This is a genomic window from Cupriavidus sp. MEYA8, from assembly GCF_059278825.1.
This window is the reverse complement of record NZ_CM181221.1, coordinates 2,028,724-2,052,496: the sequence shown is the minus strand read 5'-3', so window position 1 is coordinate 2,052,496 and position 23,773 is coordinate 2,028,724. Positions and strand designations below refer to the sequence as shown.

Here is a 23,773-nt window from a genome sequence, read left to right as displayed (position 1 = left end):
CGCGGCGCTGCGCGGTCGCCTGCCTACTGTTGCCCCGTGGCGTGTCCCTTTGCCAACCGCACCGGATCCACGAGTCGGTCGAATGCCTCGCCGCTCAGCAATCCCAGCGCAATCGCCGCTTCCCGCGGCGAGACGCCTTGTGCCAGCGCGACTTTGGTGATCTGCGCCGCGCGGTCATAGCCCAGCACCGGGTTGAGCGCGGTGACCGCCAGCAGCGGGTTGTCCAGGTTGCGCGCCAGCCGTTCGGCGTTGACCGCCAGCCCCTGCACCAGCCGCAGGGCGAATACGCGCGCACCATCGGCCAGCACGCGGATCGACTGCAGCACGTTGTAGATCAGCACCGGCTTGGCCACGTTCAGTTCGAAGCTGCCGGAGGCGCCCGCCATGGTCACGGTGACGTGGTTGCCGGCCACCTGCATGGCGGCCTGCGCCACGACCTCGGCGATGGTCGGGTTGCGCTTGCCGGGCATGATCGACGAAGTCAGGCCATCGTCCGGCAGCACCAGCTCGCCCAGCCCGCAGCGCGGGCCCGAGCCCAGCCAGCGCAGGTCGTTGGCGATCTTGGTGAGGGAGACGGCGATCACGTTGAGCACGCCCGACAGCTCGACCAGCGCATCGTGCGCGGCCATGCCCTCGACCTTGCAGGGATTGGAGCGGAAGGAATGGCCGGTGAGCTGACTGGCTTCCTCGCAGAAGGCCTCGGCAAAACCCGCCGGGGCGTTCAGGCCGGTGCCGGCCGCGGTGCCGCCTTGCGGCAGCACCAGCAGGCGCGGCAGGGCGCCGCGCACGCGTTCGATGGCGTTGTCTACCTGCGCGGCAAAGCCGTCGAACGCCTGCCCCATGGTCATGGGCACGGCGTCCATCAGGTGCGTGCGCGCAATCTTGAGCATATCGGCAAAGGCCAGGGCGCGCTCGCGCAGGGTGTCGCGCAGCATCACCAGGGCAGGTAGCAGCCGGTCTTCCAGTTCCAGCACCGCGCTCAGGTGCATGACCGTCGGAAAGCTGTCGTTGGACGACTGCGACGCGTTGACGTGGTCGTTCGGGTGCACCGGCGCGCGCGTGCCCAGGGGTTGGCCCAGCCGCTCGTTGGCGCGGTTGGCGATGACCTCGTTGGCATTCATGTTGGTCTGCGTGCCCGATCCGGTCTGCCAGATCGTCAGCGGGAAATGGCTGTCGAAGCGGCCACAGCGCAGCTCGGCGGCGGCGTCGACGATCGCCTCGGCAATGGCGGCGTCGAGCGCGCCGCAACGCAGGTTGGCCCTGGCCGCCGCCATCTTGTGCACGCCGAAGGCATGGACCAGGCAGTCGGGAAAACGCTCTTCGCCGATCTCGAAGATCGCCAGCGCCCGCTGCGTCTGGGCGCCCCAGTAGCGGTCGGCGGGGATGTCGAGCGGACCGAAGGCGTCGTGTTCTACGCGATATGCTGTCATGGTTGCTCAGTCCAGCGCTCAGTCCAGCGAGATATTGGCCCTGGCCGCCACTGCCTTCCAGCGCGTGATCTCGGCCTGGGTGTGCTTGCCGAGCGCGCCGGCGGTGTATTGCTCAGGCGGCAGCATCTGGATCGCCTGCGCGGTCATCTTGCCGGTGAAGGCCTTGTCGGCAATGACCTTCAGGTAGGCCTGCTGCATCTTGTCGATGACGGCCTGCGGCGTGCCCCTGGGCGCGTAGATGCCGTACCACGTGCTGGCCTCGAAGCCGGCCAGTCCCGATTCGGCCAGCGTGGGTACGTCCTTGAGCTGCGCCACGCGGGTCGCGGAGGTGACCGCCAGCGGCCGCACCTTGGATTCGGTGATCTGCGGCAGCGCCGTATTGGTCTGGTCGAACATGCCGTCGACCTGCCCGCCGATCACGTCGATCAGCGCCGGGCCGGCCCCCTTGTACGGCACCAGCGATACCTGCATGCCCGCCGACGCCGCGAACAGCGCCGCCACCAGGTGCGAGGTGGAGCCCATGCCGGCATTGCTCAGGTTGAGCTTGCCGGGGTTCTTCTTGCCGAACTCGACCAGGTCGCGCACGTTTTTCGCGGGATGGTCCTTGCGCACCATCAGCACCATCGGCGTATCCGGGAAGCGGAACACCGGCGCGAAGTCCTTGACCGGGTCGTAGGACAGTTTCTTGTACAACGCCGGCGCGGCGCCCATGTAGCCCATGTGCCCGACCAGCATGGTGTAGCCGTCAGCCGGCGCGCGCGCCGCCTTGGCCGTGCCGACGGTGCCGCCGGCGCCCGGCGAGTTGTCGATGATGATCGACTGGCCGACCTCGCGCGAGACCCGCTCGGCAATGGTGCGCGCCAGCGCATCGGTGGGGCCGCCGGCCGCGAACGGGACGATCCAGGTGATCGGCTTGCTGGGCCAGGCCTGTGCCAGTGCCGGGGTTGCGGCCACGGCCGTGGCGAGTGCCAGTGCCGCGCAGGCGGCCACTTTGCGGATGGGGTTCATGGCTTTGTCTCCTTGGATTGATTGGTAATGCGGGTCGGCCTGCTGCCTCAGGCCGCGGATTGCTTTCGGGACAGCGCGACGGCGCGGTCGACCATCTGCGGCGCGAGGCCGAGGTAGTTGGCCGGATCGGTCATCCGGTCGATGGCGGCGCGGTCGAAGTGCTTCGTCACGGCCGGCAGCGCGGCCAGCGCGTCGGCCAGCGTGCCGCCGTGCTCGTTGACCGTGCGGCAGGCGTCGTAGACCACGTCGTGGGCCTGCTGGCGGCCGATATGCGGGGCCATCCCCATCATCACAGCCTCGGCCACGATCAGGCCGTTGGTGATACCCAGGTTGTGCTTCATGCGGGCTTCGTCGACGACCAGGTCGCCCAGCGCGAACTTCGCCTGGTGCAGCGCGCCGGCGGTCAGGATGAAGCTCTCGGGGATGGCAATCCATTCCGCATGCCAGGGTCCGGTGGCGCGCTCGAAGTCCTGCACCATCGCGTCGACCATCAGCCCGGCGTGCTGGCGCACCGCCTTGGATGCGGCCAGCATCAGCTCGCTGGAAATCGGGTTGCGCTTCTGCGGCATGGTGCTGCTGGCACCGCGGCCCTTGACGAAGGGCTCGTACACCTCGGCGAATTCGGTCGACGCCATGATCATGATGTCGAGCGCGATCTTGCCCAGCGAGCCGGTGATGAGCGCGAGCAGGTTGACCGCTTCGGCAAAGCCGTCGCGTGCCACGTGCCAGGTGGTGGCCGGCACGCCGAGGCCCAGCTCCTGCGCCAGCGCTTCCTGCACTGCGAAGCCCTTGTTGCCATCTTGTCGGCCGAGCGATGCCAGCGTGCCGGCCGCGCCCGCGAACTCGACCACGGCCACACGCGGACGCAGTTCGGCCAGGCGCTGCTGGTGGCGGTCGAACATGGCCAGCCAGATCGCCGCCTTGTAGCCGAAGGTCACCGGCAGCGCCTGCTGCAGGTGGGTGCGGCCGGCCATCGGCGTGTCGCGGTGCCTGACCGCCAGGTCGGCCAGGATGCCGCGCAGCGCGCGGATATCGGCGTCGATGCTGTCGAGCGCGTCGCGCACCTGCAGCGCGACCGCGGTGTCCATGATGTCCTGCGTGGTGGCGCCCCAGTGCACATAGCGTCCGGCGTCGCCGCACATCGCCACCAGCTGGTGTACCAGGGGCAGGATCGGATAGCCGACAATGTCGGTTTCCTCGCGCATGTGGTCGAAGTCGATGCGCTCCAGGCGCGACTCGCGGGCGATGACCTCGGCCGCTTCCGCGGGGATGATGCCGACCCTGGCCTCGGCCTTGGCCAGCGCGACCTCGACGTCGATATAGCGCTGGATCAGGGCCACATCGGAGAAAATCTGGCGCATCCCGGCGGTGCCGAAGGCATCGCGGAACAGGATCGAGTCAACGACAGTACTGGCCGTAGGGGCAAGGAACAGGGTCATGGGGCTACCTTGAGGAAAAGAGGGTAGTTCGTTAATATGTTCGAACATATCCAGCATTAAATATGTTCGAACATATTTAGGAAAGGAGGGTAAACCCGTGTCCTACGAGGCCGCGGGCAGGCGGTCATGAGCAAAACCAATCCGGCAGAGATCAGCAAACAACTTATCGAGGGCATCACCTCCGGCCGCTACGCGGTCGGATCGCTGCTGCCCACCGAATTCGAGCTGTGCGAGCAGTACCAGGCCAGCCGCTACACCATCCGCGCGGTGTTGCAGGAACTGCAGCAGCTGGGGCTGGTGTCGCGGCGCAAGAACGTGGGCACGCGCGTGGAATCGGCGCGGCCGCGGCCGGTGTTCCGGCCCTCGCTGGCGTCGGTGGACGACCTGATGCAGTTCGCCGCCGAGCACCTGCGCGTGGTGCAGTCGGTGGATGAGGTCGCGGTGACCGCCGAGGTGGCGGCCGAGATCGGCTGCGAGCCGGGTGCGCGCTGGCTGCGGATTTCCAGCCTGCGGATGGATGGCGGCGAGGGCGGCACGCCGATGGCATGGACCGACATCTACGTGGATCCTGCCTATGCCGAGCTTGGCGAACTGGTGCGCGCGTCGCCGGACATGCTGGTCAGCACGCTGATGGAGTCGCGCTATGACCGGCAGATCGCGGAGATCCGCCAGGACGTGCGCGCGTTTGCGCTCGGTGAGGGGCGCATCGCCGAAGCGCTCAGGCTGGAACCTGGCGCGGCCGCGTTGAAGATCGTGCGGCGCTACCTGGACGCCGCCGGCGAGACCTTCGAAGTCTCGGTTACGGTACACCCCGCCGACAGTTTTTCTGTTTCGATGCGCTTGCAGCGCTCGGCGGGGTAGGGATTGCCGCAGCCGCCGTGCGGCGGCTCTATGCTGAAGTGGGAGCGCCAGCGGACATGCACCATCCACACCTTCAGCCAGGCACACTTTGGCCGGCCATTGTCCGACGGACAGCGCACGCCCTGCAGAGCGGCGCATTATGTCCGATCGAGACCATCCAGACGGTAATCGAGGACGGCGGCGTGCGCTTCCTGGTGCGCGAGGTGTCGAGCCTGCGGAGCAAGGACAAGGCGCGCAAGGGGGGCAGTGCCGGCGGCAATCCGTTCCTGCCCTATGACGCTGAACTGTTTGTCACGGATATCTCCGACGGCCATGTGGCCCTGCTGAACAAGTTCTACGTCATCGAACATCACCTGCTGATCGTCACCCGCTGCTTCGAACCGCAGGAATCACTACTGACCCTCCCGGACTTTGCCGCACTGCTTGCTTGCATGGCGGAGTTCCCAAGCCTGGGCTTCTACAACGGCGGGGCGGCCGCCGGTGCGAGCCAGGCCCACAAGCACCTGCAGCTCGTGCCGCTGCCTCTGGCCGCAGGCAGTCCATTGCCGATCGATGCCTTGCTGCAGCCGGCGCGGATCAGCGGCGACCCAGGCGCCATCCGCGCCGTCCCGGGCCTTCCGTTTGCGCACGCATTCGCACCACTGGACCTGGTTGCGGCGCCCCCGCACGAGCTGGCGTGCACGGCCTGCGAGCGCTACCGCGCATTGCTCGATTCGGTTGGCGTACGGACGCTGCATGTCGATGGCACATTGCTTCAGTCGGCGCCATACAACCTGCTGGTCATGCCTGCCGGGCTGCTGCTGGTGCGCAGGGCCAGGGAATGCGTGGAAGGCATCGCGCTCAATGCCCTCGCATTTGCCGGCTCGTTGTTTGTCCGGGATGCAGCGCAGAGACGCACGGTTGAGAGGCTTGGCCCGATGAGTCTCCTCCGGCGCGCCGCGGCAGACGGTGAGACGGGTGGGGAGGGGTAGCCATGCAATGCCCGACAGGACACGCCTGTTTGGTGGGTCCGCCTGCCAACGCAACGCCATTATGTAAGCAAATGTTATATACATGACGTTTAATGCACATTAAGGCGTGGGCTTCACTTCACCTCTGGTAAGTCCCTAGGGACGAAATTAGAACAAGTCCTCTAATCTTTGCGTTGGTCTTTGTGCAGTGCACCAAGGCCCATAACCGTTTGGAAAACCACGCTCGACCGGTGCGTTGTAGCCTTGCGGCAGGCGACACCCGGCGACTACAAGAGGCATACCCAATCCATGTCCTTTTTTACGTCCGATCAGTTTGCGGCAGTCCATAAGAACAACCTGACCAACTTGGCCAAGCTGTCGAACTCCACCCTCGAAGGGATCCAGAAGCTGACGGAACTGAACCTGCAGGCGGCCAAGGCAGCCATGGCTGAAGGGCAGGTAATCCTGCAGGCCGTGTCGGCCAACCAAGATCCGGGGTTGTCAGTTCAAGGCAATGTGCCGCAATCTGCTGCGGACAAAGCCATCGAGTATGCGCGCCACGTGTGCGAGATCGCATCGCAGGCCCAGGCCGACCTGGCCAGGGCCGTTGAAGAGCAATACGAGCAGCAGCAGCGCAATGTGCAGGCCTTCGTCGATGCCTTCGTGAAAAATGCCCCGGCCGGTTCCGAAGCCATTTCCGCCACGCTGCAGGCGACATTAGATAACGCCACGCAATCCTACCGCGCCGCGCAAGCCCTGAGCCAGCAGCTGGCCGGCCTGGCTTCCGCCACGTTTACCGCAACCCCCGGCGCGGCTACGGGCCCGGATCGCCAGCCAACGCAGCGCTAGTCCGCCGGATCGAGCGGCGCGCGCCGGCCTGGCCGGTATCCATCCAAGAAGAAACTCGGCCATCGATCGGCTCCCCCCTTGCCGCATGGCGCCGGCAGGGGCTGCAGCCGTTGCGGTAAGCCGTTAAGTCGGCCTGCCATTCCCGGCAGGTCAGGGGTCTTTTACTTTGCAAGAAGAGAGAATCAGCATGACGAAGAAAATCGCATTGGTTACCGGCGGCATGGGTGGCCTGGGAGAGGCCATTTCCATCCGCTTGCATGACGCGGGCTATACGGTGGTGGTCACGCATTCGCCGGGCAACACCAAGGTCCAGGAATGGCTGGCATCCATGGCCGCCGGCGGCCGCGAGATCCGCGCGTACGAGGTCGATGTGGCGGACTACGAGAGCTGCCAGGCAGGCATGGCACGAATCCTGGCCGAGTTCGGCCGCGTCGACATCCTGGTGAACAACGCCGGCATCACGCGGGACATGGCGTTCAGGAAGATGGACAAGCCAAACTGGGATGCGGTGATCAGGACCAATCTCGACTCCGTGTTCAATGTCACCAAGCCCCTCTGCGAGGGCATGGTGGAGCGCGGGTGGGGCCGGATCATCAACATCTCGTCAGTCAACGCTTCCAAGGGCGCCTTTGGCCAGACCAACTATTCCGCGGCCAAGGCCGGCATGCATGGCTTCACCAAGGCCCTGGCCCTGGAGGTCGCCAGGAAAGGCGTGACGGTCAACACGGTATCGCCGGGCTACCTGGCCACCAAGATGGTGACGGCCGTGCCGAAGGAGATCATGGACAGCAAGATCCTGCCGCAGATTCCGATGGGGCGCCTGGGCAAGCCCGAGGAAGTGGCGGGGCTGGTCGCTTTCCTTTGCTCGGAGGATGCGGCTTACCTGACTGGTGCGAATCTCGCCATCAACGGCGGTCAGCATATGGACTGACGTAGGGATGGGCGGTCGGGGCGCCGTCAATGGCTATATCGCCGGCTATGCGGCAGCCGTGATTGCCGGCCTCGGATTCCAAAGAAAATGCCCGCCGTGATCCGCGGCGGGCATTCCTTGGCAACGAACCCGGTGGCGGCGCGCCGGCCTTACTCCAGCTTCGCGCCCGAACGCTCGACGATGTCCTTCCACTTCTTGTAGTCCGACTGCACCAGCTCGGAGAACTCCCTGGTCGTCATCAGCTTGGCTTCCGCGCCTTGCTCCTGGATCGCCTGGATCATCGCCGGCGTGGCCAGGACCTTGTTCACTTCGGCATGGATGCGGTTGACCACCTCGGGCGGCGTCCTGGCCGGGGCGAACAGGCCGTACCAGGTGCTGACGTCCACCTGCTTGTAGCCGCTTTCCGCCACGGTGGGCACGTCAGGCAGCGACGTGCTGCGCGTGGCCGAGGTCACGGCCAGCGCGCGCAGCTTGCCCGCCTTGACCTGCGCCAGCGCCGACGGCACCGATGCCACCATCAGGTCGACGTTGCCGGCCAGCGCGTCCATCATCGCCGCGTTGGAGCCCTTGTAGGGCACGTGCAGCAGCTTGATCCCCGCCGCATGGCTGAAGATCTCGGCAGCCAGGTGGATGGTGGTGCCGTTGCCGGGCGAACCATACTTGACTGCGCCCGGTGCGCTGCGCGCGGCGGTGACCACGTCGGCCAGCGTCTTGAAGCGCGAATTGGCCGACGTGACGATCACGATCGGGGTGTAGGCGACATGGCTGATCGCGACCAGGTCGCGGTTCGGCACATAAGTGACCGACTTGTACAGCCACGGCGCGACCACCAGATTGTCCTTCTGGCCCATCACCAGCTCATAACCGGTCGGCGCTGCCCGGACCGCCTCGGCGATGCCCAGCGTGCCGCCGGCGCCCGGCTTGTTGTCCGGCACGAAATTCCACTTGGTGGCCTGGCCGACCTGCGTTGCCACCAGGCGGGACAGGATGTCGGTGCCGCCGCCGGGCGGGAACGGGATCACCAGCCGGATCGGCTTGGTCGGAAAGCTGGCCGGGGTCTGCGCGTGGGCGCTCGTCAGTCCGCATGCCACCAGCAGGGTGGCAAAGAGGGCCTTCAACATCTTGTTTCTCCTCGATCGAAATCTTGCGGGGCGGACCCTGGCTTGCTGCCTGTGAACCTGTCGGATTGCGGCGGTGTCGGGCACTGGAACGGCCCGGAGCGGATGGCGGGGAACGTCTGGATCGTGCGGTGGCGAGGCAAGCGCAGGGGTCTCGGCCCTGGTCGCGAGCCGACATTTTCGCATATTAGGTATGCGTTGGCCCGATATCGCCTTCGGGCAGCGTGGGTCCTGTTGCGTTGGCGCGCTCAGCCGGCCAGCGCGCGGCAGAGCGATGGCAGGTCGCTGAGGATCAGGTGCGGGCGCGCGCCGCCGCGTTGCCATTGCGCCGTGTGCGGGCCGTCCGGGCGCACCAGCCACGCGGCCTGCAGCCCCGCGCCGAGTGCGCCGACGATGTCGAGGTCGGGATCGTCGCCGACATGCAGCATCTGTTCCGGCGGCGTGTCGACTGCCGCGGCCGCCGCATGGAAGATCGCCGCCGCCGGCTTGGCCGTGCCGAACGTTCCGGCGCTGAGCGCCGCGCGGAAGAAGTGATGGCCGCCGGTGACCTTCAGGTCGGCGTTGCCGTTGGACACGGCCACCAGCGGGAAGCGTTCGCTGAGCCATTCCAGCGCGGGCAGCGCGTCCTCGAAGAATTCGACCTGCTGCCGCGCGGCAAAGAAGGCGTCGTATGCGTCTTCTGCCAGGCTAGCGTCCTCGCCGGCCATCTCCAGCGCCAGCAGGATCGAGCCGAGGCGCAGCGCACGGTAGTCATGCGCAAGGTGCGGGTTGCGGCCTTCATAGCTCGCGCGCAGGTCGCGCAGCACCGCGGGCGAGGTCAGCACCCCGGCTGTCTTCGGCGCGTGCTGCAGCAGCCAGGCCAGCAGCGTCGCCTCGGCGCGGGCCACGGCGGGGCCGAACGGCCACAGGGTGTCGTCGAGATCGAAGGAGATGGCGGAGACCTTGGACAGGCGCATGGGGCGGGGACGCTGCGGATTGGCGAGGGCGATGGGGTCTGGTAGCTTACCACCGCACGGGCCCCGTTTCCGTCGCTCGTTTCCGCCGGCCATTTCCGCCGGCCGTTTCCGATGTGCCGGCCGCGCCATAATCTCGCACCGCCCGCATCTTGTGGCGGGAATCCGCCAGCGTGTTCGAGCCCGATTATGCGACCGAGGCGTCGCGGCGCGGCGACTCCACCGTGCGCGTGCACCTGCGCAACTACGATGCCGCGCGCCTGCAGCGCTTCTGGCATGCGTGGTGCGCAGATACGACGTACAACCTGACCTACCGGAATTGCGCCGTCAGCGTGGCGCGCGCGCTCGAAGCCGCGGTGGAAGGCGCCTTGATGCGCAGGCGAGGGCAGCGGCAGTCGTGGACGCTGCTGCTGCAGACGCTGTGCATGCCGGAGCTATGGCTGGCCGCACAGATCCGCAAGCGCGGCAAGACCATGGCGTGGACGCCGGGGCTGGTGCGTGACTACGCGCGTGCACTGAGCCTGCTGGTCGATCCGCATCCGCACCCGCATGCGCACCCGCGCCGGTTGTGGCGGCTCGGCATCGCTGCGATGAATCGCTGGCGCCGGCAGCGGCGGCAATGGCGCGCGGCCGACCACCGCGTGCACGCGGAATAGCGCGCGTACGCGTGGTCGTCTTCAATGCAAGCGCTGGCTACTTGCCCTGCCGCTGACCCGGCTTGCGGCTTGCATCGCCCTGGTGTTGCCTGCTTGGGTCCTGGTTCTTGAAGCCGCCATAGCTGCTCTGGCCCGGATCTTCGCTGCGGCTCTTGATGTCGCGCGCGTCGCGGTCGGTCCTGACGCCCGGATTGGGCTGGGCCCCAGGCGCATTCCGCTGTTCCTTCTGCGTTGCCATATCGCTCTCCTGTGGGTTGGCCGGAACCGATGGAGTTGCAACATCCATGCCGTGGCGGGCAGGGCGCTGCAGACTCCGGCAGAGCTGTGCCGGAGGGCGTTGCGCCCTGGGTTTCCGTGCCTCCCGCTGAACATCTTGCCGCCCGTTGTAGAAATGAAACCCGTCGCGGGCGATGCGGTAACAGGCGTGTTCTAACATCTCTGTTCCCGCGCTCCGGTGACGTGGCACGAGCCGAACTTTCGCGCCGCCGGGGTGTCGTTAGCTCCATAACCGTGCAACCCGCAATGAACAGGACGACGCATGAACCTTGACCTCCTCCTCGATCATCCCTGGTTCGGCACGTGGACCGCCGCGCTGGTCGCCGTCATCGTCGCGCTGATCGCGCATCGCCTTGGCGGCCTGGTGCTGTTGCGCATTACGCGCGCCACGCCGGTGCTGCATGCCATCGCGATCAAGTCGCGCGCGCCGGCCAAGGCGGTGCTGCCGCTGCTGGCGTTGCAGGCAGTTTGGCAGGCGGCGCCGGACGACCTGCGCTGGATCGACAACGTGCGTCATCTGAACGGCCTGCTGATGATCATCGCCATGACCTGGCTGGCGGCGCGCGTCATTGCGGGCTTTGCGCAGGGCGTGCTGGAACGGCACCCGGTCGATGTGGCGGACAACATGGGCGCGCGGCGCATCCACACGCAGACTCGGGTGCTTTCGCGCATCGCCATGTCGCTGGTGATCGTGATCGGCGCGTCGATGGTGCTGATGACCTTCCCCGGCGCTCGGCAGGTCGGCGCCAGCCTGCTGGCCTCGGCCGGCGTGGTCGGCCTGATCGCGGGCTTTGCCGCCAAGCCGGTGTTCAGCAACCTGATCGCCGGCCTGCAGCTGGCGCTGACCCAGCCGATCCGGCTGGACGATGTGCTGATCGTCGAGGGCGAGTGGGGCCGCGTGGAGGAGATCACCGGCACTTACGTGGTGCTGCGGATCTGGGACGATCGCCGCCTCATCATTCCGCTGCAGTACTTCATCGAGAAGCCGTTCCAGAACTGGACCCGCAGCAGCGCGGAGCTGCTGGGCTCGGTGTTCTTCCACGTGGACTACGGCATGCCGCTGGCACCGCTGCGCAAGGAGCTGGAGCGCATCGTCCACGCGGCGCCCGAATGGGACCGGCGCTTCTTCAACCTGGTGGTGACCGATGCGACCGAGCGCACCATGCAGCTGCGCGTGCTGTGCACCGCGGCGTCATCCGGCCTGGCGTGGGACTTGCGCTGCGTCGTGCGCGAAGGGCTGATCGACTTCATGCAGCGCGAGTATCCGCAGTTCCTGCCTCGCCTTCGCATTGAAGGGGAGGGTGAGGGCAAGGGAGATGCCGCGGTTCGCGGCGCCGCCGTGCACATGGCGTAAAGCGGTGTGCACGGCAACGACCCTTGCCGTGCGGATCAGAAATCTACCTTTTCTCCCGGCTGCGGCACGATCACGCGCGTGACCGCGCCGGCGCCCAGCGCGGTGGTGAATTCCTCCGGCGTGCCGCGCAGCTGCGGTGAAGTCTGATAGTGGATCGGGATGGCAAAGCGAGGCCGGATCATGTCGCGCACCGCGATCGCCGCGTCCTGCGGCCCCATGGTGAAGTGGTCGCCGATCGGGATCAGCACCAGGTCGGGGCGGTAGCGGTCGCCGATCAGCCGCATGTCGCCGAACAGGCCGGTATCGCCCATGTGCCAGATGCGGAAGCCGTTCTCCATCTCGACGATGTAGCCGACCGGTTCGCCGCCATAGTGGGTTTCGTCCTTGCCGGTGGCCGGGTTCTTCATCACCAGTTCGGACGAGTGCTCGGCGTGTACCGCGGTGATCTTGGGTCCGGTCTGGCCGAACGGCATCACGGTGCCGCTCTTGCCAAAGCGCTGCACCAGCGCGGCCGGGACCATGCCGAGGTTGATCAGTGCCTGCCCCATGCCGCCTGCGTTGTAGATCGGCGCGTTGTTGAGCTGCGCGAGCGCGGGGGCGTCGCCAAGATGGTCGCTATGCGCATGGGTGACCAGGATCAGGTCGACCTTGCCCAGCGACGTCAGCTGCTTGAATCCTGCAGGGGTCTTTGGGTTGGTGGTGAGCCACGGATCGATGACGATGACCTTGCCGCCCGGCGAGGTGATGCGGATCGCGGACTGGCCGAGCCACAGGACTTCAGTCTTGCCGGCGGCGGTGGTGGGGGTGGGTACCTGCGTAACCGCGGTCGGTGTCGGCGTGGGCGTGCCGCAGGCGGCGAGTGTGGCGACGGCGGCGGTGAGTACGACTGCGCGGAATCTGATCATGGTCATTCCTTCCGTGGCGGAGTCATGGGTTTGCGGCAAGGCTTAGCGGACGAAAACGCCGAGCCCTTCGTGGTCGTAATACTCCAGCCATACCCGGTCGCTGGAGAATTCTGCCCGGGAGATGGTGCCGGGATTGGCGTTCTCGTTATTTAGCGTGAATGTAAAGACATCTCCGTCCCAGTGCGTCAGCGGCAGGACCAGCGGTTTCGCGCCCAGCGTCATCACCAGCGCGCCGCCCTGCTCGGCGACCACTAGCGGGCCGTAATAGTCGTTGCGATAGGTGCCGGCATAGGTTGACAACGCCCGCGCGGGCAACGGGCTTGCCGGCGGCGACTGCCCGACCAGCCTGCCTTCGGGCAGCAGCAAGGGCGCGAAGGCCTCGGCAAAGATCGCGCCCCAGTCGCGGCGGAAGGTGCCGTACTGGACCAGATCGAAGAACTGCGCATTCAATGTTTCCGGGATGCCGATGGGGTAGCCGTTGGTCAGCGTGACGATGGCCAGGTTCAGCGACGGCACCGCGGTAAAGCTGGTCGCCGCGCCGACCGCGAAGGCCCCGGAATGGTTGTAGTTGGTCAGCCCCAGTTCGGTCGTGCCGATATTGAAGCCGTAGCCGTAGTAGCTCGCAGGGCGGCCTTGCACGGGCGGGCCGCTTTGCATCTGCTGCGACAGCGCCGGCGCAAGGGCCGCCGCATCGACGATGCGCTGGCCGGCGAACTCGCCCTTGGCCAGCACCATGATCAGCCATTTCGCCAGGTCGTTGACCGAGGCGCTGACGCCGCCCGCGGGCGATTGCGCATCGGGCATGGTGCCCATGCCCTGCACCCAGGTGCCGTTGACCTTGACGTGGCCGAGCGCGCGGTTGTCGCGCGCGGCAAAGTCGGCGTAGCGCGAGCTGGTGCGGGTCATGCCCAGCGGCTGGTAGATGGCCTGCTCGGACAGCGTGGCCCAGTCGATGCCCGCGGCGCTGGCCACCGCATCGGCGGCGGCGGTCATGCCGAAGTTGGTGTACTCGTAGACCGCGCCCAGCGGATGCAGCGGCAGGAAGCGCAGGCGCGTCAGCACTTCGCGGCGGTCGTAGCCCATGTCCTCGAGGCGGTCGCCGGCATGGTCGGGCAGGCCGGAGCGATGCGCATAAAGGTCGCCGATGGTGACGGCTTCTGTCGTTTCCGCATCGGCCAGCGCGAACCATGGCAGGTGCTGAATGACCGGGGTGTCCCAGCCGATGCTGCCGCGCCCCACCTGCCGCGCCACCACCGTGGCGCCGATGGACTTCGACACGGACGCCAGCTGGAACACGGTATCGGCATCGACTGGCGCGGGATCGGTGACCAGCCGGCGGCCGAAGCCCCTGGCGTAGACGACCCGGTTGCCGCGCACCACCGCGATGGCCATGCCGGGCACGCCCGAGCTGGCCATCAGGTTGGCGGCCAGCGTATCGACCTGCGCGATGGCGGCGGTGATCTGCGCTTCGGGAACCGGATCCGGCGGCGGCGTGGGATCGTCATCGCCGCCGCAGGCGGGCAGGGCCGGTGCGAGCAGGCCGCTCAGCGCGGCTCCCAGGAAACGGCGACGCTCTTTCAGTTTGCCCACGGCAGGTCTCCCGACGGCGGCGCTATGGCGCCTGTCGGATTTACTGTAGGCGATGGATGCGGGCAATGAATGCGAAGCGTCTCATGTACGCCCTGACGGCAGGGCGGGAGACTGGAAGCCTCACCGAGGGGTTCGGTGAGGCGGGCGTGACAACCCGAAGGAACCAAGGGAGTTTGGTAAGAATCGCGCGAGCAAGCCGTTTCCACGGCGGGCCGGGCGGGGCAGCCGCATGGCTGGCCGGTTTTCCCTCGGTTCACCGGTTGTCACCCCCGTTGTCAGGCCCGCCACCTCCTGTCTGAACCAGATCGGCGGCGTTTCTCTTGTCGGAGGAAGAATGCTATGCATACGCGCAGTTATCACACCACAGACGTACTCAACATTGTCCCGCCCGGGACGGCGGAATCGCTGGAGCGAATTAGCGCCGGATTGAGCGCCATCTTGTTGTTGCTGGAGAAGGAGAGCGAGCGATCAGAGTCGACGCATGATATCCATTGCCTGTTGGCAATGGTCAAGTCGCAATGGACTTGGCGGCGTCGGAGCTTTGCTCGGCGGATTGATTGACAGGTTCCGGAAAAACAAAAAGCCCGCACATTCGTGCGGGCTTCTCGCTTGAAACCTTTGGTGCCCAGGAGAGGACTCGAACCTCCACAGTGTTGCCACCGCTAGGACCTGAACCTAGTGCGTCTACCAATTCCGCCACCTGGGCAAGGTGAGCGCCGCATTCTACACGGCGCGTCGGAATTTGCAAGGCCCGGAAGCACCGTGTCCAAAATTCATATCAGTCGGCGCAAAAACAAAAAGCCCGCACATTCGTGCGGGCTTCTCGCTTGAAACCTTCTGGTGCCCAGGAGAGGACTCGAACCTCCACAGTGTTGCCACCGCTAGGACCTGAACCTAGTGCGTCTACCAATTCCGCCACCTGGGCAAGGTGAGCGCCGCATTCTACCGAAGGCGGCGGAATTTGCAAGCACGAAGTTGCAGAGCCAGGCGCGTCCGGTCAGAACGACGGCACCATCGCGCCCTTGAACTGGGCCTTCATGAACTGGCGCACGTCTTCCGACTGGTAGGCGGCAACCAGCTTCTTGACCCACGGCTTGTCCTTGTCCTGCGTGCGCACCACGATGATGTTGGCGTACGGGCTGTGGATGTCTTCCAGTGCGATCGCATCCTTGGTCGGCTGCAGGCCGGCGGCCAGCGCGTAGTTGGTGTTGATCACCGCGGCGCCGACATCGGGCAGGGCGCGCGCCAATTGCGCAGCGTCCAGTTCCACGATCTTCAGCTTCCTGGGATTCTCGGCCACGTCCAGCGGCGTGGCGTTGTTGCCATTGGTGCCGGCACCGGCCTTGAGCTTGATCACGCCCTGCGACTGCAGCAGCAGCAGCGCGCGGTTTTCATTGGACGGGTCGTTGGGCACCGCCACCTTGGCACCCTGCGGCAGGTCCTTGGGCGACTTCAGGTTCTTCGAGTAGATGCCCAGCGGCGAGATATAGGTGTAGCCGACGCTCTGCATCTTGTAGCCACGCTGCTTGACCTGGCTGTCCAGGTAGGGCTGGTGCTGGAAGCTGTTGGCATCCAGGTCGCCTGCATCCAGCGCGGCGTTGGGCTGCACGTAGTCGTTGAATTCCACGACCTTGACGTTCAGGCCGTTGCGCTTGGCGACCTTCTGTACGACTTGCCAGACTTCCGCGTCCGGACCGCTGACCGTGCCGACGCGTATGGTCTGTTCCTGGGCCGAGGCGCTGCCGGCGGCGATAAAGCCGATTGCGGAGACGGCAACCGCCAGGCGCTTGATAAGGGAGGTGCTGCGCATAGGAGTTCTGTATGTTTTGATTATGTGGCGAGAGAGACAGGTACGCCTTGGCAGGGATTGTCTACGCAGGCGAGGCCACAGATTAACGCAATTGCGCTAAAACCGCGCAACAGGAACGGATCTGGCGTCTATTTCTTTTTCATATGCTTATGAAGCCTACCTAAAGGCGAATGCCGGCATTAAATGGCGCTATGCTGGGCGCGGCGTCCTGTCACACCAGGGACGGCGCGCAGCGCGGCCGAAGGCGTCCACCGATAACGCATTTAGCAGGCGGCCTACGCCCTGCATGGGGATCGTCCAATAGTGGGACGACGTAGCCACTATCCCAAACTCACCTGGCGTAGCAGGTTCGAACCACCATCCACATCGAACGGAAATCACCACCGCCCGAACCACGCACGCAGCTAAATTGATAGCCAGCCGCTCAGGCGACGCGTTTTTTGGTTACTTTTTGTCGCTCGGACAAAAAGCGACCCGCCCAGGAGGGCGGAACCAGGCGGTTCAACGGCCGACAACATGTCACCAGCCGCGACAAGGCCAGGCTTTGATAGCGGCAAACCGGTCATTCAGCCCGCCACCACCCCATACCCCTCACCCCTCCACTCAACAAAACAAAGCCCATGCCCAAACGGATCCGACAACGTAGCCTGCCGGCCCCAGTCAAAATCCTGCGGCCAGTCCTCGATCTCGGCCCCGGCTTCCAGCGCCCGTTCAATCGCGACTTCCAGATTGGCAACAACAAAATCGAGATGGACCGGCGTCCAATGCCGCCGGTAATCGCGCCGGGTATCCGAACGACTGGTAGGGCGGGTGCCGGCGGGTTTGACGAGCAGGTAAATCGGCGTATTGCCGCCCAGCATTTCAGCGACGGTGCCATCGAACAGCCGACGCTGCAGCTTCAGCCCCAGGCCTTGCTCGTAGAAGGCGATGCCGCGCGCGAGGTCGTCGACATCGATATTGATCAGCAACTCCATGACAGCCTCCTTGCGGCGTTCCGTGTGAAAGCGGCCGCATTGTGCGCCGGCCCTCCTGACAACTGCTGTCAGGAGTGATGTTTCAGCCGGCCGCTGAAGGAGTGCCGAGACGCGGGGGTCAGCGCGGCAGCAGTTCGCGAACGACAGGATGCAATGCGTCGCCAAGCGCCACGTGGGCGTCCGCGTCAAGATGCACGCCGTCGACGGCGCTGCTGTGGATGACCGTGCCGGCATCGAACATCGGGCAATCCAGCTGCGCGCAGAGTTCGGCAACCGCCTGCGGCAGGCCGGTCCATTTATGCTCGCCACCGGCAAACTTGGGCGCCAGCGGCCCGCGCGGCGTGCGGATCGGCGGCGGCACCACCACCAGCACGGATGGCACCGGCATGCCCGGTTCGATCGGTGCGCTGCGGATGGCCTGCACCAGGGCGCCGATGCCCTGGGAGGCGTGCCAGGCATTGTGCGGATGCATCGACTGGAAATCGTTGTTGCCCAGCATCAAGACCACCAGTGCCAGCGGCGAGTGGATCTCGATACGCTGCGCCAGCCCCTGCAGCCCGTTGCGTCCCGGCTTGAAGGGATCGTCCCAGACCGTGCGGCGGCCGTTCAGGCAGTCTTCGATGATGCGCACCGGCGTGCCGCGGTCGGCATTCAGCGCCAGTTCCAGGCGGCCCGGCCAGCGCACCGGGAACGGCAGCCGCTGGCGCGTGCCGGGGACGATCCCCCAGGACAGTGAATCGGCATAGACAAGGACTTGCAGCGGATCGGTGTCTGCTAGCGACGCGGCAGGCATGCGCGGTACTCCAGTCAACATGATGATCGGTCGATATCCGGCGAGAGGGCTGCCTCGGCAATGTTGCACCGCGCAGACAAAAACGTCTTCCGAACACGCGGAGACTTCATAATATCGACTTATTGAAGACAGGGAGAGAGAAGTTGCGTTTCGAGCACTTGGTGGAAATCAATGATCCCGGCAACCCCCAGCTGGATCCGCTGACACCCGACCAGCTTTGGCAAGGCCTGGTGTTGCGCGCCGAGTCTCCCGAACTGTTCGTGCTGGGCCTGGACAGTGCCGAAGTGGTGGCGCGCGGCGACAACTGGATCGACCGCGTGCTGCATTTCGGCGAGGCGTCCATCCATGACCGCGTCGTGTTCGAGCCGCGCCGCCAGGTGCGCTACGAAACCGCAGCCACTGCCGAGCACGCCGGGGGCACGCTGACCATGGTGATCGAGACCCCCGGCCCGGGCGCGCTGCTGCTGCGCTTCACCTACGACACCACCATGCCGGCCGTCGATGCCAGCGGCGACGACCGCTACGCCGAGATCGTCAAGTCCGCCTATCACGAGGCCGACCTCGACACCGTCCGCAAGATCCGCGAGATCGCCGACACCGGGCGGCTGGGGTGAGCGAGGGCCCCGTCGCGCCGGAGACGTCCGGCAAGCAGCCGGGCGGGCCGACCCGGGCGGCGCTGCGTGAGCGCTATGGCGACCGCCTGCGCTGGCTGGTGCTGATGACACTGATGCTGGGCACGGTCTCGTCGATCGTCTCGTCCACCATCATCAACGTTGCCATCCCCGACCTGAGCCGGCACTTCGTGCTGGGGCAGGAGCGCGCGCAATGGGTCGCGGCCAGCTTCATGATCGCGATGACGCTGTCGATGCTGCTGACGCCGTGGCTGCTCAACCGCTACGGGCTGCGCCGCACCTTCCTGGGGTCGCTGCTGCTGCTGGGCGCGGGCGGACTGTTCGGCGGGTTCTCGCCGACCTACGGCGTGATGATCGCCATGCGCGTGGCCGAAGGCGCCGCCGCCGGCATCATGCAGCCGCTGCCCAATATCCTGATCCTGCGTGTGTTCGAGGAGCGCGAGCAGGGCAAGGCCATCAGCATGTTCGGCTTCGGCGTGGTGCTGGCGCCGGCGCTGGGGCCGAGCCTGGGCGGCTTCCTGGTCGAGGCGTTCGGCTGGCGCTCGATCTTCTTCGTGGTGGTGCCGCTGACGCTGCTCGGCGCGGCGATGGCGCGGCGCTTCATGGCGGTGGATTCGATCATGATGGGCGAGCGCGAGCCGCTGGACTGGCGCGGCCTGGCGCTGGCCGGCGTGGCGACCGTGAGCCTGCTCAACGGCGTGGTCGAAATGCGCGAAAGCGTGGCCGCGGGCATGGCGCTGGCCGGCTTCGGCGTGCTGATGCTGGCGGCGTTCGTGCTGTGGCAGCTGCGCGCGCCCCATCCGCTAATGAACATGCGGCTGTACAGCTACCGGCAGTTCGCGGCGGGCGCGGTGGTGGCATTTATCTACGGTGCGGGCCTGTTCGGCTCGACCTACCTGCTGCCGGTCTACATGCAGATGGCGCTGGAGTACACGCCCTCGCGCGCGGGCCTGGTGCTGCTGCCGGCGGGCGTGATGCTGGCGCTGACCATCGCCGTGGCGGGCCGCTTCACGCACCGGATCTCGCCGCATGTCCAGGTATCGTTCGGGCTGGCGCTGCTGGCGCTGTCGTTCCTGCTGATGGCGCTGGGGTCGCCTTCTACGCCGTATCTGCTGCTGGTCGCGCTGGCGGTGCTGGGGCGGATCGGGCTCGGCTGCATCTTGCCGTCGCTGACGCTGGGATCGATGCGGGGCGTGGATTTCTCGCTGATCGCGCAGGGGTCGAGCTGCATCAACTTTATCCGTCAGCTGGGCGGCGCGATCGGCGTGAGCCTTGCCGGCGTGGGGCTGCAGTGGCGGCTGACGCAGCACGGCGCGGTGCTGGACCAGGCGGGCGACGCCGCGCTGCAGGCGGCGCGCATCCGCGCCTTCGATGAGACTTTCCTGGCGGTCGGGGTGGTGATCGCCAGTGCGATCTTCGCGGCCTGGCGTATCCGGCCAAGGCCGCTGCCGGCGGGCTGAGGCCGCCGGCTGGCGTGGCAGGGCTTAGCTGGCCGCGCCGCTGCGCAGTTCTTCCACCAGCGCGATGTACTGCTCCATCGCCTGCTCGCGCGCGGTGCCGCGCAGCGCTTCCCAGGCTTCGAACTTGTAGCGGCCGACAAAGTCGGTCATGCCCGGCTTGTCGCCGTGCGCGTCGCCTTCGCTGCCTTGCTTGAACAGGGCGTACAGGCGCAGCAGGGTCATGTTGCTGGGGCGCTCGCTCAGTTGCTTGACGTCGATCTGGGACTGGTCGAAGCGTGCCTGCAGGTCGCTCATGGGTTTCTCCGTGGGAGTTTGTGAAAGTGCTGCCGATGATAGCCGCGCCGGTGCGCCAGACCGCGCGTCTAAAACCGAAGAAGCCCTCGGTTCCGGGCGCCAGCGGCTACAATCGCGCCATGTCCTGGATTCTTGCTGTTGAAACTTCTACGGAGTGGTGCTCGGTCGCGCTCGGACGTGCCGTGGCCGGCGCCGGCATTGAGTGCCTGGTGCGCCATGAGCACACCGGCGCACGCTCCTCCGCGCGCGTGCTGCCCGCCGCCGGCGAGCTGCTGGCCGAGGCCGGCATCGCACTGGCCGATTGCGCCGCGATCGCCTTCGGCGCCGGTCCCGGCTCGTTTACCGGCCTGCGTACCGCGTGTGGCGTGGCGCAGGGACTGGCCTTCGGTGCCGGCCTGCCGGTGGTGCCGGTCAATACCTTGCTGGCTTGCGCCGAGCGCGTGCGCGCCGCCGAGCCGGCGCTGCCCGCGGATATCTCGGTGCTGGTCGCGCTTGACGCACGCATGGACGAGGCCTATGCCGGCGCCTTCGGCTGGGATGCCGCCGCGCAGGAGTGGGTGGAGCGCACGCCGATGCTGGTAAGCGCGCCGGAAACCGTGCAGCTGCCCGGTGGCGAATTCTGGCTGGCGGGCAATGCCGCCACGGTCTTCGGCGAACGCCTCGCCGGCCTGGCGCGCGCGCAGCGCGTGCTGCCGGAGGCGATGCCCCATGCGCAGCCGATGGTCGCCATCGCACTGCGCGCGCTGGCGCGCGGCGAGGCCATCGACGCCGACCGTGCCATGCCGATCTACCTGCGCGACAAGGTCGCGCGAACCGTCGCCGAACGCGAAGCCGCCGCCGCCGCGCGCGCCGCGGCCACGGCCGGGAGTGCATCGTGAGCGCCGCCTACCCGCTGGAAGAGCGTGCCGACTGGCCGGCCGTGCCCGCCATGCCGCCGCTGCCGCCGGGCTTTGCGCTGGGCCGGATGAGCGCGCTCGACCTGGAGGCGGTGGCCGGGATCGAGGCGCGCGCCTACAGCCATCCGTGGACGCGCGGCAATTTCGAGAACTCGGTCAAGGCCGGGCATCTCGGCCTGACGCTGCGCGATCCCGCCGGCACGCTGGTGGCCTATGCAGTGCTGATGCCGGTGGTCGACGAGATGCACCTGCTCAATATCACCGTCGACCCGCCGCGCCAGCGCCAGGGGCTGGGGCGGCTGATGCTGTCGATCGTGCTGGCGACCTCGCACGCGCATCGCATCCATACCATGCTGCTGGAGGTGCGCCCGTCCAATGCCGGCGCGATCGCGCTGTACCAGGCCGCCGGGTTTGCCGAGATCGGCCGCCGCAAAGGCTATTACCCGGCGGTGGGCCGGAACCGCGAAGACGCGCTGGTGCTGCGCCGGAGCTGGCCTGACAAGGTGGCCGGGAAGTCCAGGGAAGGCGGGGAGGGCCGCGCATGAGCCGCCGCGCGCGTTTCCTCGAGGCATTGGGCATCACGGCCGAATGGCTGCCGCGGGCACGCGCTGACGCGCCGCAGGCGGTCGTGGTGTCCGAAGCCGTTGCGCTTGCCGTGCCCGTTGCCGAGGCCATTGCCGAGGCCATTGCCGAGCCTGTCACGGTGGCCGCGCCGGCCGTTGCGCCCCTCGTGGAAGCCGCGCCTGCGCTCGAAATGGCTACCCCGGTGGTGCCTGCCGTCCCCGTGGCGGCGCCTGTCTCGCGTGCGCCAGCCGAGCCCTCGCTGGTACCGGCCGGCCCCGAGCCCGACTCGGCGCAGGCCGCGCGCGAGGCTGCCATCGCCGCCATGGCATGGCCCGCGCTGGATGCCGCCGTGGCCGGCTGCACCGCTTGCGGACTGTGCCAGACCCGCACCAATACCGTCTTCGGCGTCGGCGACCGGCAGGCGGAATGGATGCTGGTAGGCGAGGCCCCGGGCGAGAACGAAGACCTGCAGGGCGAGCCTTTCGTCGGCCAGGCCGGCAAGCTGCTCGACAATATGCTGGGCGCGCTCGGCCTGGCGCGCGGGCGCAACGTCTTTATCGCCAACGTGCTCAAGTGCCGCCCGCCGGGCAACCGCAACCCCGAGCCGGCCGAGGTGGCGCAGTGCGAGCCCTTCCTGCGCCGGCAGATCGCGCTGGTTCGCCCGAAGGTGATCGTGGTGCTGGGCCGCTTCGCCGCGCAGTCGCTGCTGCGCACCACCACGCCGATCGGCAAGCTGCGCGGCACCGTGCATACCTATGAAGGCATCCCCGTGGTGGTGACTTACCACCCGGCCTACCTGCTGCGCACGCTGACCGACAAGGCGCGCGCATGGGAAGACCTGTGCCTGGCCCGCGAGGTACATGACCGTGCGGGAGCTGGGGCCTGACCTCTCGCTGCATCGCGGCGGCGACGGCAACCTGCCGCCGGAGCCGCCGCTGTGGCGCCGCGCCTTGTCGCCGCGCACGCGCGACCTGGCCTGGACCACGCTGTCGCCGCCGCTGCTGTCCGCGGTAGCGGGCGCCGCTGCGGCGCGCTGGCCCGCCGGTACGCTGGCGGCGTGGCGGCACTGGCTGGAAGCCGCCGACCCGGCGGCGCTGCCGGCCACCATCGACGAACTGGCCGCCGGCCATGCCGCCTTTCCTTCCGATCCCGCTCCCGGCTCCGCCGCCGCGCTGCAGCCGCAGGATCCCGCCAGCCGCAGCCTGCGGCTGGGGCGCCATGCCGAACGGCTGCTGCATTTCGCGCTGCGCCGGATGGAGGGGCTGACGCTGCTGGCGGCCAACGTCCCGGTACGGCGCGCCGGTGCGCATGGCATCCGCACGCTGGGCGAGCTGGACTTCGTCTGGCGCGAGCAGGCCTCCGGCGACGTGGTCCATTGGGAAATGGCCGCCAAGTTCTACCTGATGGCAGGCGCCGTGGCGGCGCCGACCCTGCTCGATTTCGTCGGGCCCAACATGGTCGACCGGCTCGGCGACAAGCTCGGGCATGTAGTCGGGCGCCAGCTGCCGCTCGGGCGCACGCCGGAAGCGCGCGCGCTGCTCGGCCATGTGGTCGACCGCAGCGAAGTCTACCTGCTGGGCTGGCTGTTCTACCCGGACGGGCAAGTGCCGGCGGGACTCGACCAGCTGGGCATCGCGCCGGACCACCTGCAAGGCTGGTGGTCGACGCTCGACGGCTGGCGTGCGCGCGCGGCGGCGCGGCCGGGCCTGCGCTGGTGCCGGCTGCCACGTTCGGAATGGTTGTCGGGGGCGCTGGTGCCTGCCAGCGGCACGGAGGAGGTCGACGCCCTGTACGCCACGCTGGCGCAGCGCTTTGCCGACCCGCGCCACGACCACGGCTGGCGCCGCGAAGCGCCGGTGATGCTGTGCGAGCTGGAGCTGGCCGGCCACGGCTGGTGGCGCGAATGCTCGCGCGGGTTCGTGGTGCCGCCGGGATGGGAGGCGCGCGCCATGGCGCGGGCGGCGGAGCCGACCCGGCAGGGCGCGCAGGCGCTGGCCGACGGACCCTGAACGGGGCGCCGGCCTGGGGAG

At 67.2% G+C, this 23,773-nt stretch carries 24 protein-coding genes and 2 tRNA genes; 12 read left to right on the top strand and 14 right to left on the bottom strand.

Annotated features, from left to right (window positions below; translation table 11 throughout):
- Positions 1–23 precede the first annotated feature (23 nt).
- Genes AC5WJ1_RS09455 through AC5WJ1_RS09445 form a run of 3 tightly spaced genes read right to left on the bottom strand, consistent with a single transcriptional unit; the run spans position 24 to position 3,877 of the window.
- Positions 24–1,430 (bottom strand): class II fumarate hydratase, encoded by a 1,407-nt coding sequence (locus AC5WJ1_RS09455; protein ID WP_133096378.1) that lies wholly within the window; start codon positions 1,428–1,430, stop codon positions 24–26.
- A gap of 18 nt (positions 1,431–1,448) precedes the next feature.
- Entirely contained in the window at positions 1,449–2,438 is a 990-nt protein-coding gene (locus AC5WJ1_RS09450; protein ID WP_135705417.1) for a tripartite tricarboxylate transporter substrate binding protein BugD, read from the bottom strand.
- A 47-nt stretch (positions 2,439–2,485) separates the two neighbouring features.
- Positions 2,486–3,877, bottom strand: a complete 1,392-nt coding sequence (locus AC5WJ1_RS09445) for a class-II fumarase/aspartase family protein (RefSeq protein ID WP_135705416.1) — start codon at positions 3,875–3,877, stop codon at positions 2,486–2,488.
- Positions 3,878–4,003: 126 nt separating this feature from the next.
- Here AC5WJ1_RS09445 and AC5WJ1_RS09440 point away from each other — a divergent pair, with 126 nt between their 5' ends.
- From AC5WJ1_RS09440 to phbB, 4 genes are all read left to right on the top strand, one after another.
- A complete protein-coding gene (locus AC5WJ1_RS09440; protein WP_135705415.1) occupies positions 4,004–4,738 on the top strand; it encodes a GntR family transcriptional regulator in 735 nt (244 codons plus the stop codon).
- 56 nt (positions 4,739–4,794) lie between these two features.
- Entirely contained in the window at positions 4,795–5,709 is a 915-nt protein-coding gene (locus AC5WJ1_RS09435) for an ATP adenylyltransferase family protein (RefSeq protein ID WP_494476045.1), read from the top strand.
- A gap of 288 nt (positions 5,710–5,997) precedes the next feature.
- The gene (gene phaP / locus AC5WJ1_RS09430) at positions 5,998–6,537 is read left to right on the top strand and encodes a TIGR01841 family phasin (RefSeq protein WP_133096555.1); all 540 of its coding nucleotides are present in this window, start codon (positions 5,998–6,000) and stop codon (positions 6,535–6,537) included.
- 187 nt (positions 6,538–6,724) lie between these two features.
- Positions 6,725–7,468 (top strand): acetoacetyl-CoA reductase, encoded by a 744-nt coding sequence (gene phbB / locus AC5WJ1_RS09425; protein WP_133096373.1) that lies wholly within the window; start codon positions 6,725–6,727, stop codon positions 7,466–7,468.
- A 149-nt stretch (positions 7,469–7,617) separates the two neighbouring features.
- Here phbB and AC5WJ1_RS09420 read toward each other — a convergent pair whose 3' ends face one another.
- Positions 7,618–8,589 (bottom strand): Bug family tripartite tricarboxylate transporter substrate binding protein, encoded by a 972-nt coding sequence (locus AC5WJ1_RS09420; RefSeq protein WP_135705413.1) that lies wholly within the window; start codon positions 8,587–8,589, stop codon positions 7,618–7,620.
- Between the two features lie 245 nt (positions 8,590–8,834).
- Entirely contained in the window at positions 8,835–9,542 is a 708-nt protein-coding gene (locus tag AC5WJ1_RS09415) for an HAD-IA family hydrolase (protein WP_135705412.1), read from the bottom strand.
- Between the two features lie 170 nt (positions 9,543–9,712).
- Between AC5WJ1_RS09415 and AC5WJ1_RS09410 the strand changes: the two genes are divergently transcribed.
- The gene (locus AC5WJ1_RS09410) at positions 9,713–10,195 is read left to right on the top strand and encodes a hypothetical protein (RefSeq protein ID WP_195427608.1); all 483 of its coding nucleotides are present in this window, start codon (positions 9,713–9,715) and stop codon (positions 10,193–10,195) included.
- Between the two features lie 37 nt (positions 10,196–10,232).
- On the opposite strand, the gene AC5WJ1_RS09405 is transcribed toward AC5WJ1_RS09410, so the two are convergent.
- Positions 10,233–10,433 carry a hypothetical protein gene (locus tag AC5WJ1_RS09405; RefSeq protein ID WP_135705411.1) on the bottom strand — a complete coding sequence of 67 codons (201 nt, stop codon included), beginning with the start codon at positions 10,431–10,433 and terminating at the stop codon, positions 10,233–10,235.
- 300 nt (positions 10,434–10,733) lie between these two features.
- On the opposite strand from AC5WJ1_RS09405, the gene AC5WJ1_RS09400 reads away from it, so the two are divergent.
- Positions 10,734–11,825, top strand: a complete 1,092-nt coding sequence (locus AC5WJ1_RS09400) for a mechanosensitive ion channel family protein (RefSeq protein ID WP_133096369.1) — start codon at positions 10,734–10,736, stop codon at positions 11,823–11,825.
- A 35-nt stretch (positions 11,826–11,860) separates the two neighbouring features.
- Here AC5WJ1_RS09400 and AC5WJ1_RS09395 read toward each other — a convergent pair whose 3' ends face one another.
- The 7 genes from AC5WJ1_RS09395 to AC5WJ1_RS09365 form a co-directional block, all read right to left on the bottom strand.
- Complete coding sequence (locus tag AC5WJ1_RS09395) at positions 11,861–12,730, bottom strand: metal-dependent hydrolase (RefSeq protein WP_135705410.1); 870 nt, start codon at positions 12,728–12,730, stop codon at positions 11,861–11,863.
- Between the two features lie 42 nt (positions 12,731–12,772).
- The gene (locus AC5WJ1_RS09390; RefSeq protein ID WP_494476044.1) at positions 12,773–14,320 is read right to left on the bottom strand and encodes a serine hydrolase; all 1,548 of its coding nucleotides are present in this window, start codon (positions 14,318–14,320) and stop codon (positions 12,773–12,775) included.
- A 619-nt stretch (positions 14,321–14,939) separates the two neighbouring features.
- Positions 14,940–15,026, bottom strand: a tRNA-Leu gene (locus AC5WJ1_RS09385).
- 132 nt (positions 15,027–15,158) lie between these two features.
- Positions 15,159–15,245, bottom strand: a tRNA-Leu gene (locus AC5WJ1_RS09380).
- A gap of 72 nt (positions 15,246–15,317) precedes the next feature.
- Positions 15,318–16,130: a MetQ/NlpA family ABC transporter substrate-binding protein gene (locus tag AC5WJ1_RS09375; protein ID WP_116320578.1), complete on the bottom strand. Its 813-nt coding sequence runs from the start codon at positions 16,128–16,130 to the stop codon at positions 15,318–15,320.
- A gap of 566 nt (positions 16,131–16,696) precedes the next feature.
- Positions 16,697–17,104, bottom strand: coding sequence for a VOC family protein (locus AC5WJ1_RS09370; protein ID WP_494476043.1), 408 nt, complete (start codon positions 17,102–17,104; stop codon positions 16,697–16,699).
- 118 nt (positions 17,105–17,222) lie between these two features.
- The gene (locus tag AC5WJ1_RS09365; protein WP_135705406.1) at positions 17,223–17,897 is read right to left on the bottom strand and encodes an SGNH/GDSL hydrolase family protein; all 675 of its coding nucleotides are present in this window, start codon (positions 17,895–17,897) and stop codon (positions 17,223–17,225) included.
- A 143-nt stretch (positions 17,898–18,040) separates the two neighbouring features.
- On the opposite strand from AC5WJ1_RS09365, the gene AC5WJ1_RS09360 reads away from it, so the two are divergent.
- Together AC5WJ1_RS09360 and AC5WJ1_RS09355 are read left to right on the top strand one after the other, a co-directional pair.
- Positions 18,041–18,511 carry an SRPBCC family protein gene (locus AC5WJ1_RS09360; protein WP_133096362.1) on the top strand — a complete coding sequence of 157 codons (471 nt, stop codon included), beginning with the start codon at positions 18,041–18,043 and terminating at the stop codon, positions 18,509–18,511.
- Positions 18,508–19,989 carry a DHA2 family efflux MFS transporter permease subunit gene (locus tag AC5WJ1_RS09355; protein ID WP_135705405.1) on the top strand — a complete coding sequence of 494 codons (1,482 nt, stop codon included), beginning with the start codon at positions 18,508–18,510 and terminating at the stop codon, positions 19,987–19,989. Before AC5WJ1_RS09360 ends, AC5WJ1_RS09355 begins: the two co-directional genes overlap by 4 nt.
- Positions 19,990–20,013: 24 nt before the next feature.
- Here AC5WJ1_RS09355 and AC5WJ1_RS09350 read toward each other — a convergent pair whose 3' ends face one another.
- Positions 20,014–20,283, bottom strand: coding sequence for an acyl-CoA-binding protein (locus AC5WJ1_RS09350; protein WP_133096360.1), 270 nt, complete (start codon positions 20,281–20,283; stop codon positions 20,014–20,016).
- Positions 20,284–20,402: 119 nt separating this feature from the next.
- On the opposite strand from AC5WJ1_RS09350, the gene tsaB reads away from it, so the two are divergent.
- The 4 genes from tsaB to AC5WJ1_RS09330 are packed head-to-tail and all read left to right on the top strand — an operon-like array spanning position 20,403 to position 23,752.
- Positions 20,403–21,161 carry a tRNA (adenosine(37)-N6)-threonylcarbamoyltransferase complex dimerization subunit type 1 TsaB gene (tsaB, locus tag AC5WJ1_RS09345; protein ID WP_167884589.1) on the top strand — a complete coding sequence of 253 codons (759 nt, stop codon included), beginning with the start codon at positions 20,403–20,405 and terminating at the stop codon, positions 21,159–21,161.
- On the top strand, positions 21,158–21,724 hold the full coding sequence (rimI, locus tag AC5WJ1_RS09340) for a ribosomal protein S18-alanine N-acetyltransferase (protein WP_133096359.1): 567 nt from the start codon (positions 21,158–21,160) through the stop codon (positions 21,722–21,724). The genes tsaB and rimI overlap by 4 nt, the downstream gene beginning before the upstream one ends.
- Positions 21,721–22,629 (top strand): uracil-DNA glycosylase, encoded by a 909-nt coding sequence (locus AC5WJ1_RS09335; protein ID WP_135705404.1) that lies wholly within the window; start codon positions 21,721–21,723, stop codon positions 22,627–22,629. Before rimI ends, AC5WJ1_RS09335 begins: the two co-directional genes overlap by 4 nt.
- Positions 22,604–23,752: a DUF1853 family protein gene (locus AC5WJ1_RS09330; protein WP_133096357.1), complete on the top strand. Its 1,149-nt coding sequence runs from the start codon at positions 22,604–22,606 to the stop codon at positions 23,750–23,752. The genes AC5WJ1_RS09335 and AC5WJ1_RS09330 overlap by 26 nt, the downstream gene beginning before the upstream one ends.
- Positions 23,753–23,773 lie beyond the last annotated feature (21 nt).

Coding starts and splice junctions, on each gene's coding strand:
- AC5WJ1_RS09455 (WP_133096378.1), bottom strand. CDS start 1,430: ATGACAGCATATCGCGTAGAACACGACGCCTTCGGTCCGCTCGACATC.
- AC5WJ1_RS09450 (WP_135705417.1), bottom strand. CDS start 2,438: ATGAACCCCATCCGCAAAGTGGCCGCCTGCGCGGCACTGGCACTCGCC.
- AC5WJ1_RS09445 (WP_135705416.1), bottom strand. CDS start 3,877: ATGACCCTGTTCCTTGCCCCTACGGCCAGTACTGTCGTTGACTCGATC.
- AC5WJ1_RS09440 (WP_135705415.1), top strand. CDS start 4,004: ATGAGCAAAACCAATCCGGCAGAGATCAGCAAACAACTTATCGAGGGC.
- AC5WJ1_RS09435 (WP_494476045.1), top strand. CDS start 4,795: ATGCACCATCCACACCTTCAGCCAGGCACACTTTGGCCGGCCATTGTC.
- phaP (WP_133096555.1), top strand. CDS start 5,998: ATGTCCTTTTTTACGTCCGATCAGTTTGCGGCAGTCCATAAGAACAAC.
- phbB (WP_133096373.1), top strand. CDS start 6,725: ATGACGAAGAAAATCGCATTGGTTACCGGCGGCATGGGTGGCCTGGGA.
- AC5WJ1_RS09420 (WP_135705413.1), bottom strand. CDS start 8,589: ATGTTGAAGGCCCTCTTTGCCACCCTGCTGGTGGCATGCGGACTGACG.
- AC5WJ1_RS09415 (WP_135705412.1), bottom strand. CDS start 9,542: ATGCGCCTGTCCAAGGTCTCCGCCATCTCCTTCGATCTCGACGACACC.
- AC5WJ1_RS09405 (WP_135705411.1), bottom strand. CDS start 10,433: ATGGCAACGCAGAAGGAACAGCGGAATGCGCCTGGGGCCCAGCCCAAT.
- AC5WJ1_RS09400 (WP_133096369.1), top strand. CDS start 10,734: ATGAACCTTGACCTCCTCCTCGATCATCCCTGGTTCGGCACGTGGACC.
- AC5WJ1_RS09395 (WP_135705410.1), bottom strand. CDS start 12,730: ATGATCAGATTCCGCGCAGTCGTACTCACCGCCGCCGTCGCCACACTC.
- AC5WJ1_RS09375 (WP_116320578.1), bottom strand. CDS start 16,130: ATGCGCAGCACCTCCCTTATCAAGCGCCTGGCGGTTGCCGTCTCCGCA.
- AC5WJ1_RS09370 (WP_494476043.1), bottom strand. CDS start 17,104: ATGGAGTTGCTGATCAATATCGATGTCGACGACCTCGCGCGCGGCATC.
- AC5WJ1_RS09365 (WP_135705406.1), bottom strand. CDS start 17,897: ATGCCTGCCGCGTCGCTAGCAGACACCGATCCGCTGCAAGTCCTTGTC.
- AC5WJ1_RS09350 (WP_133096360.1), bottom strand. CDS start 20,283: ATGAGCGACCTGCAGGCACGCTTCGACCAGTCCCAGATCGACGTCAAG.
- tsaB (WP_167884589.1), top strand. CDS start 20,403: ATGTCCTGGATTCTTGCTGTTGAAACTTCTACGGAGTGGTGCTCGGTC.
- AC5WJ1_RS09335 (WP_135705404.1), top strand. CDS start 21,721: ATGAGCCGCCGCGCGCGTTTCCTCGAGGCATTGGGCATCACGGCCGAA.
- AC5WJ1_RS09330 (WP_133096357.1), top strand. CDS start 22,604: ATGACCGTGCGGGAGCTGGGGCCTGACCTCTCGCTGCATCGCGGCGGC.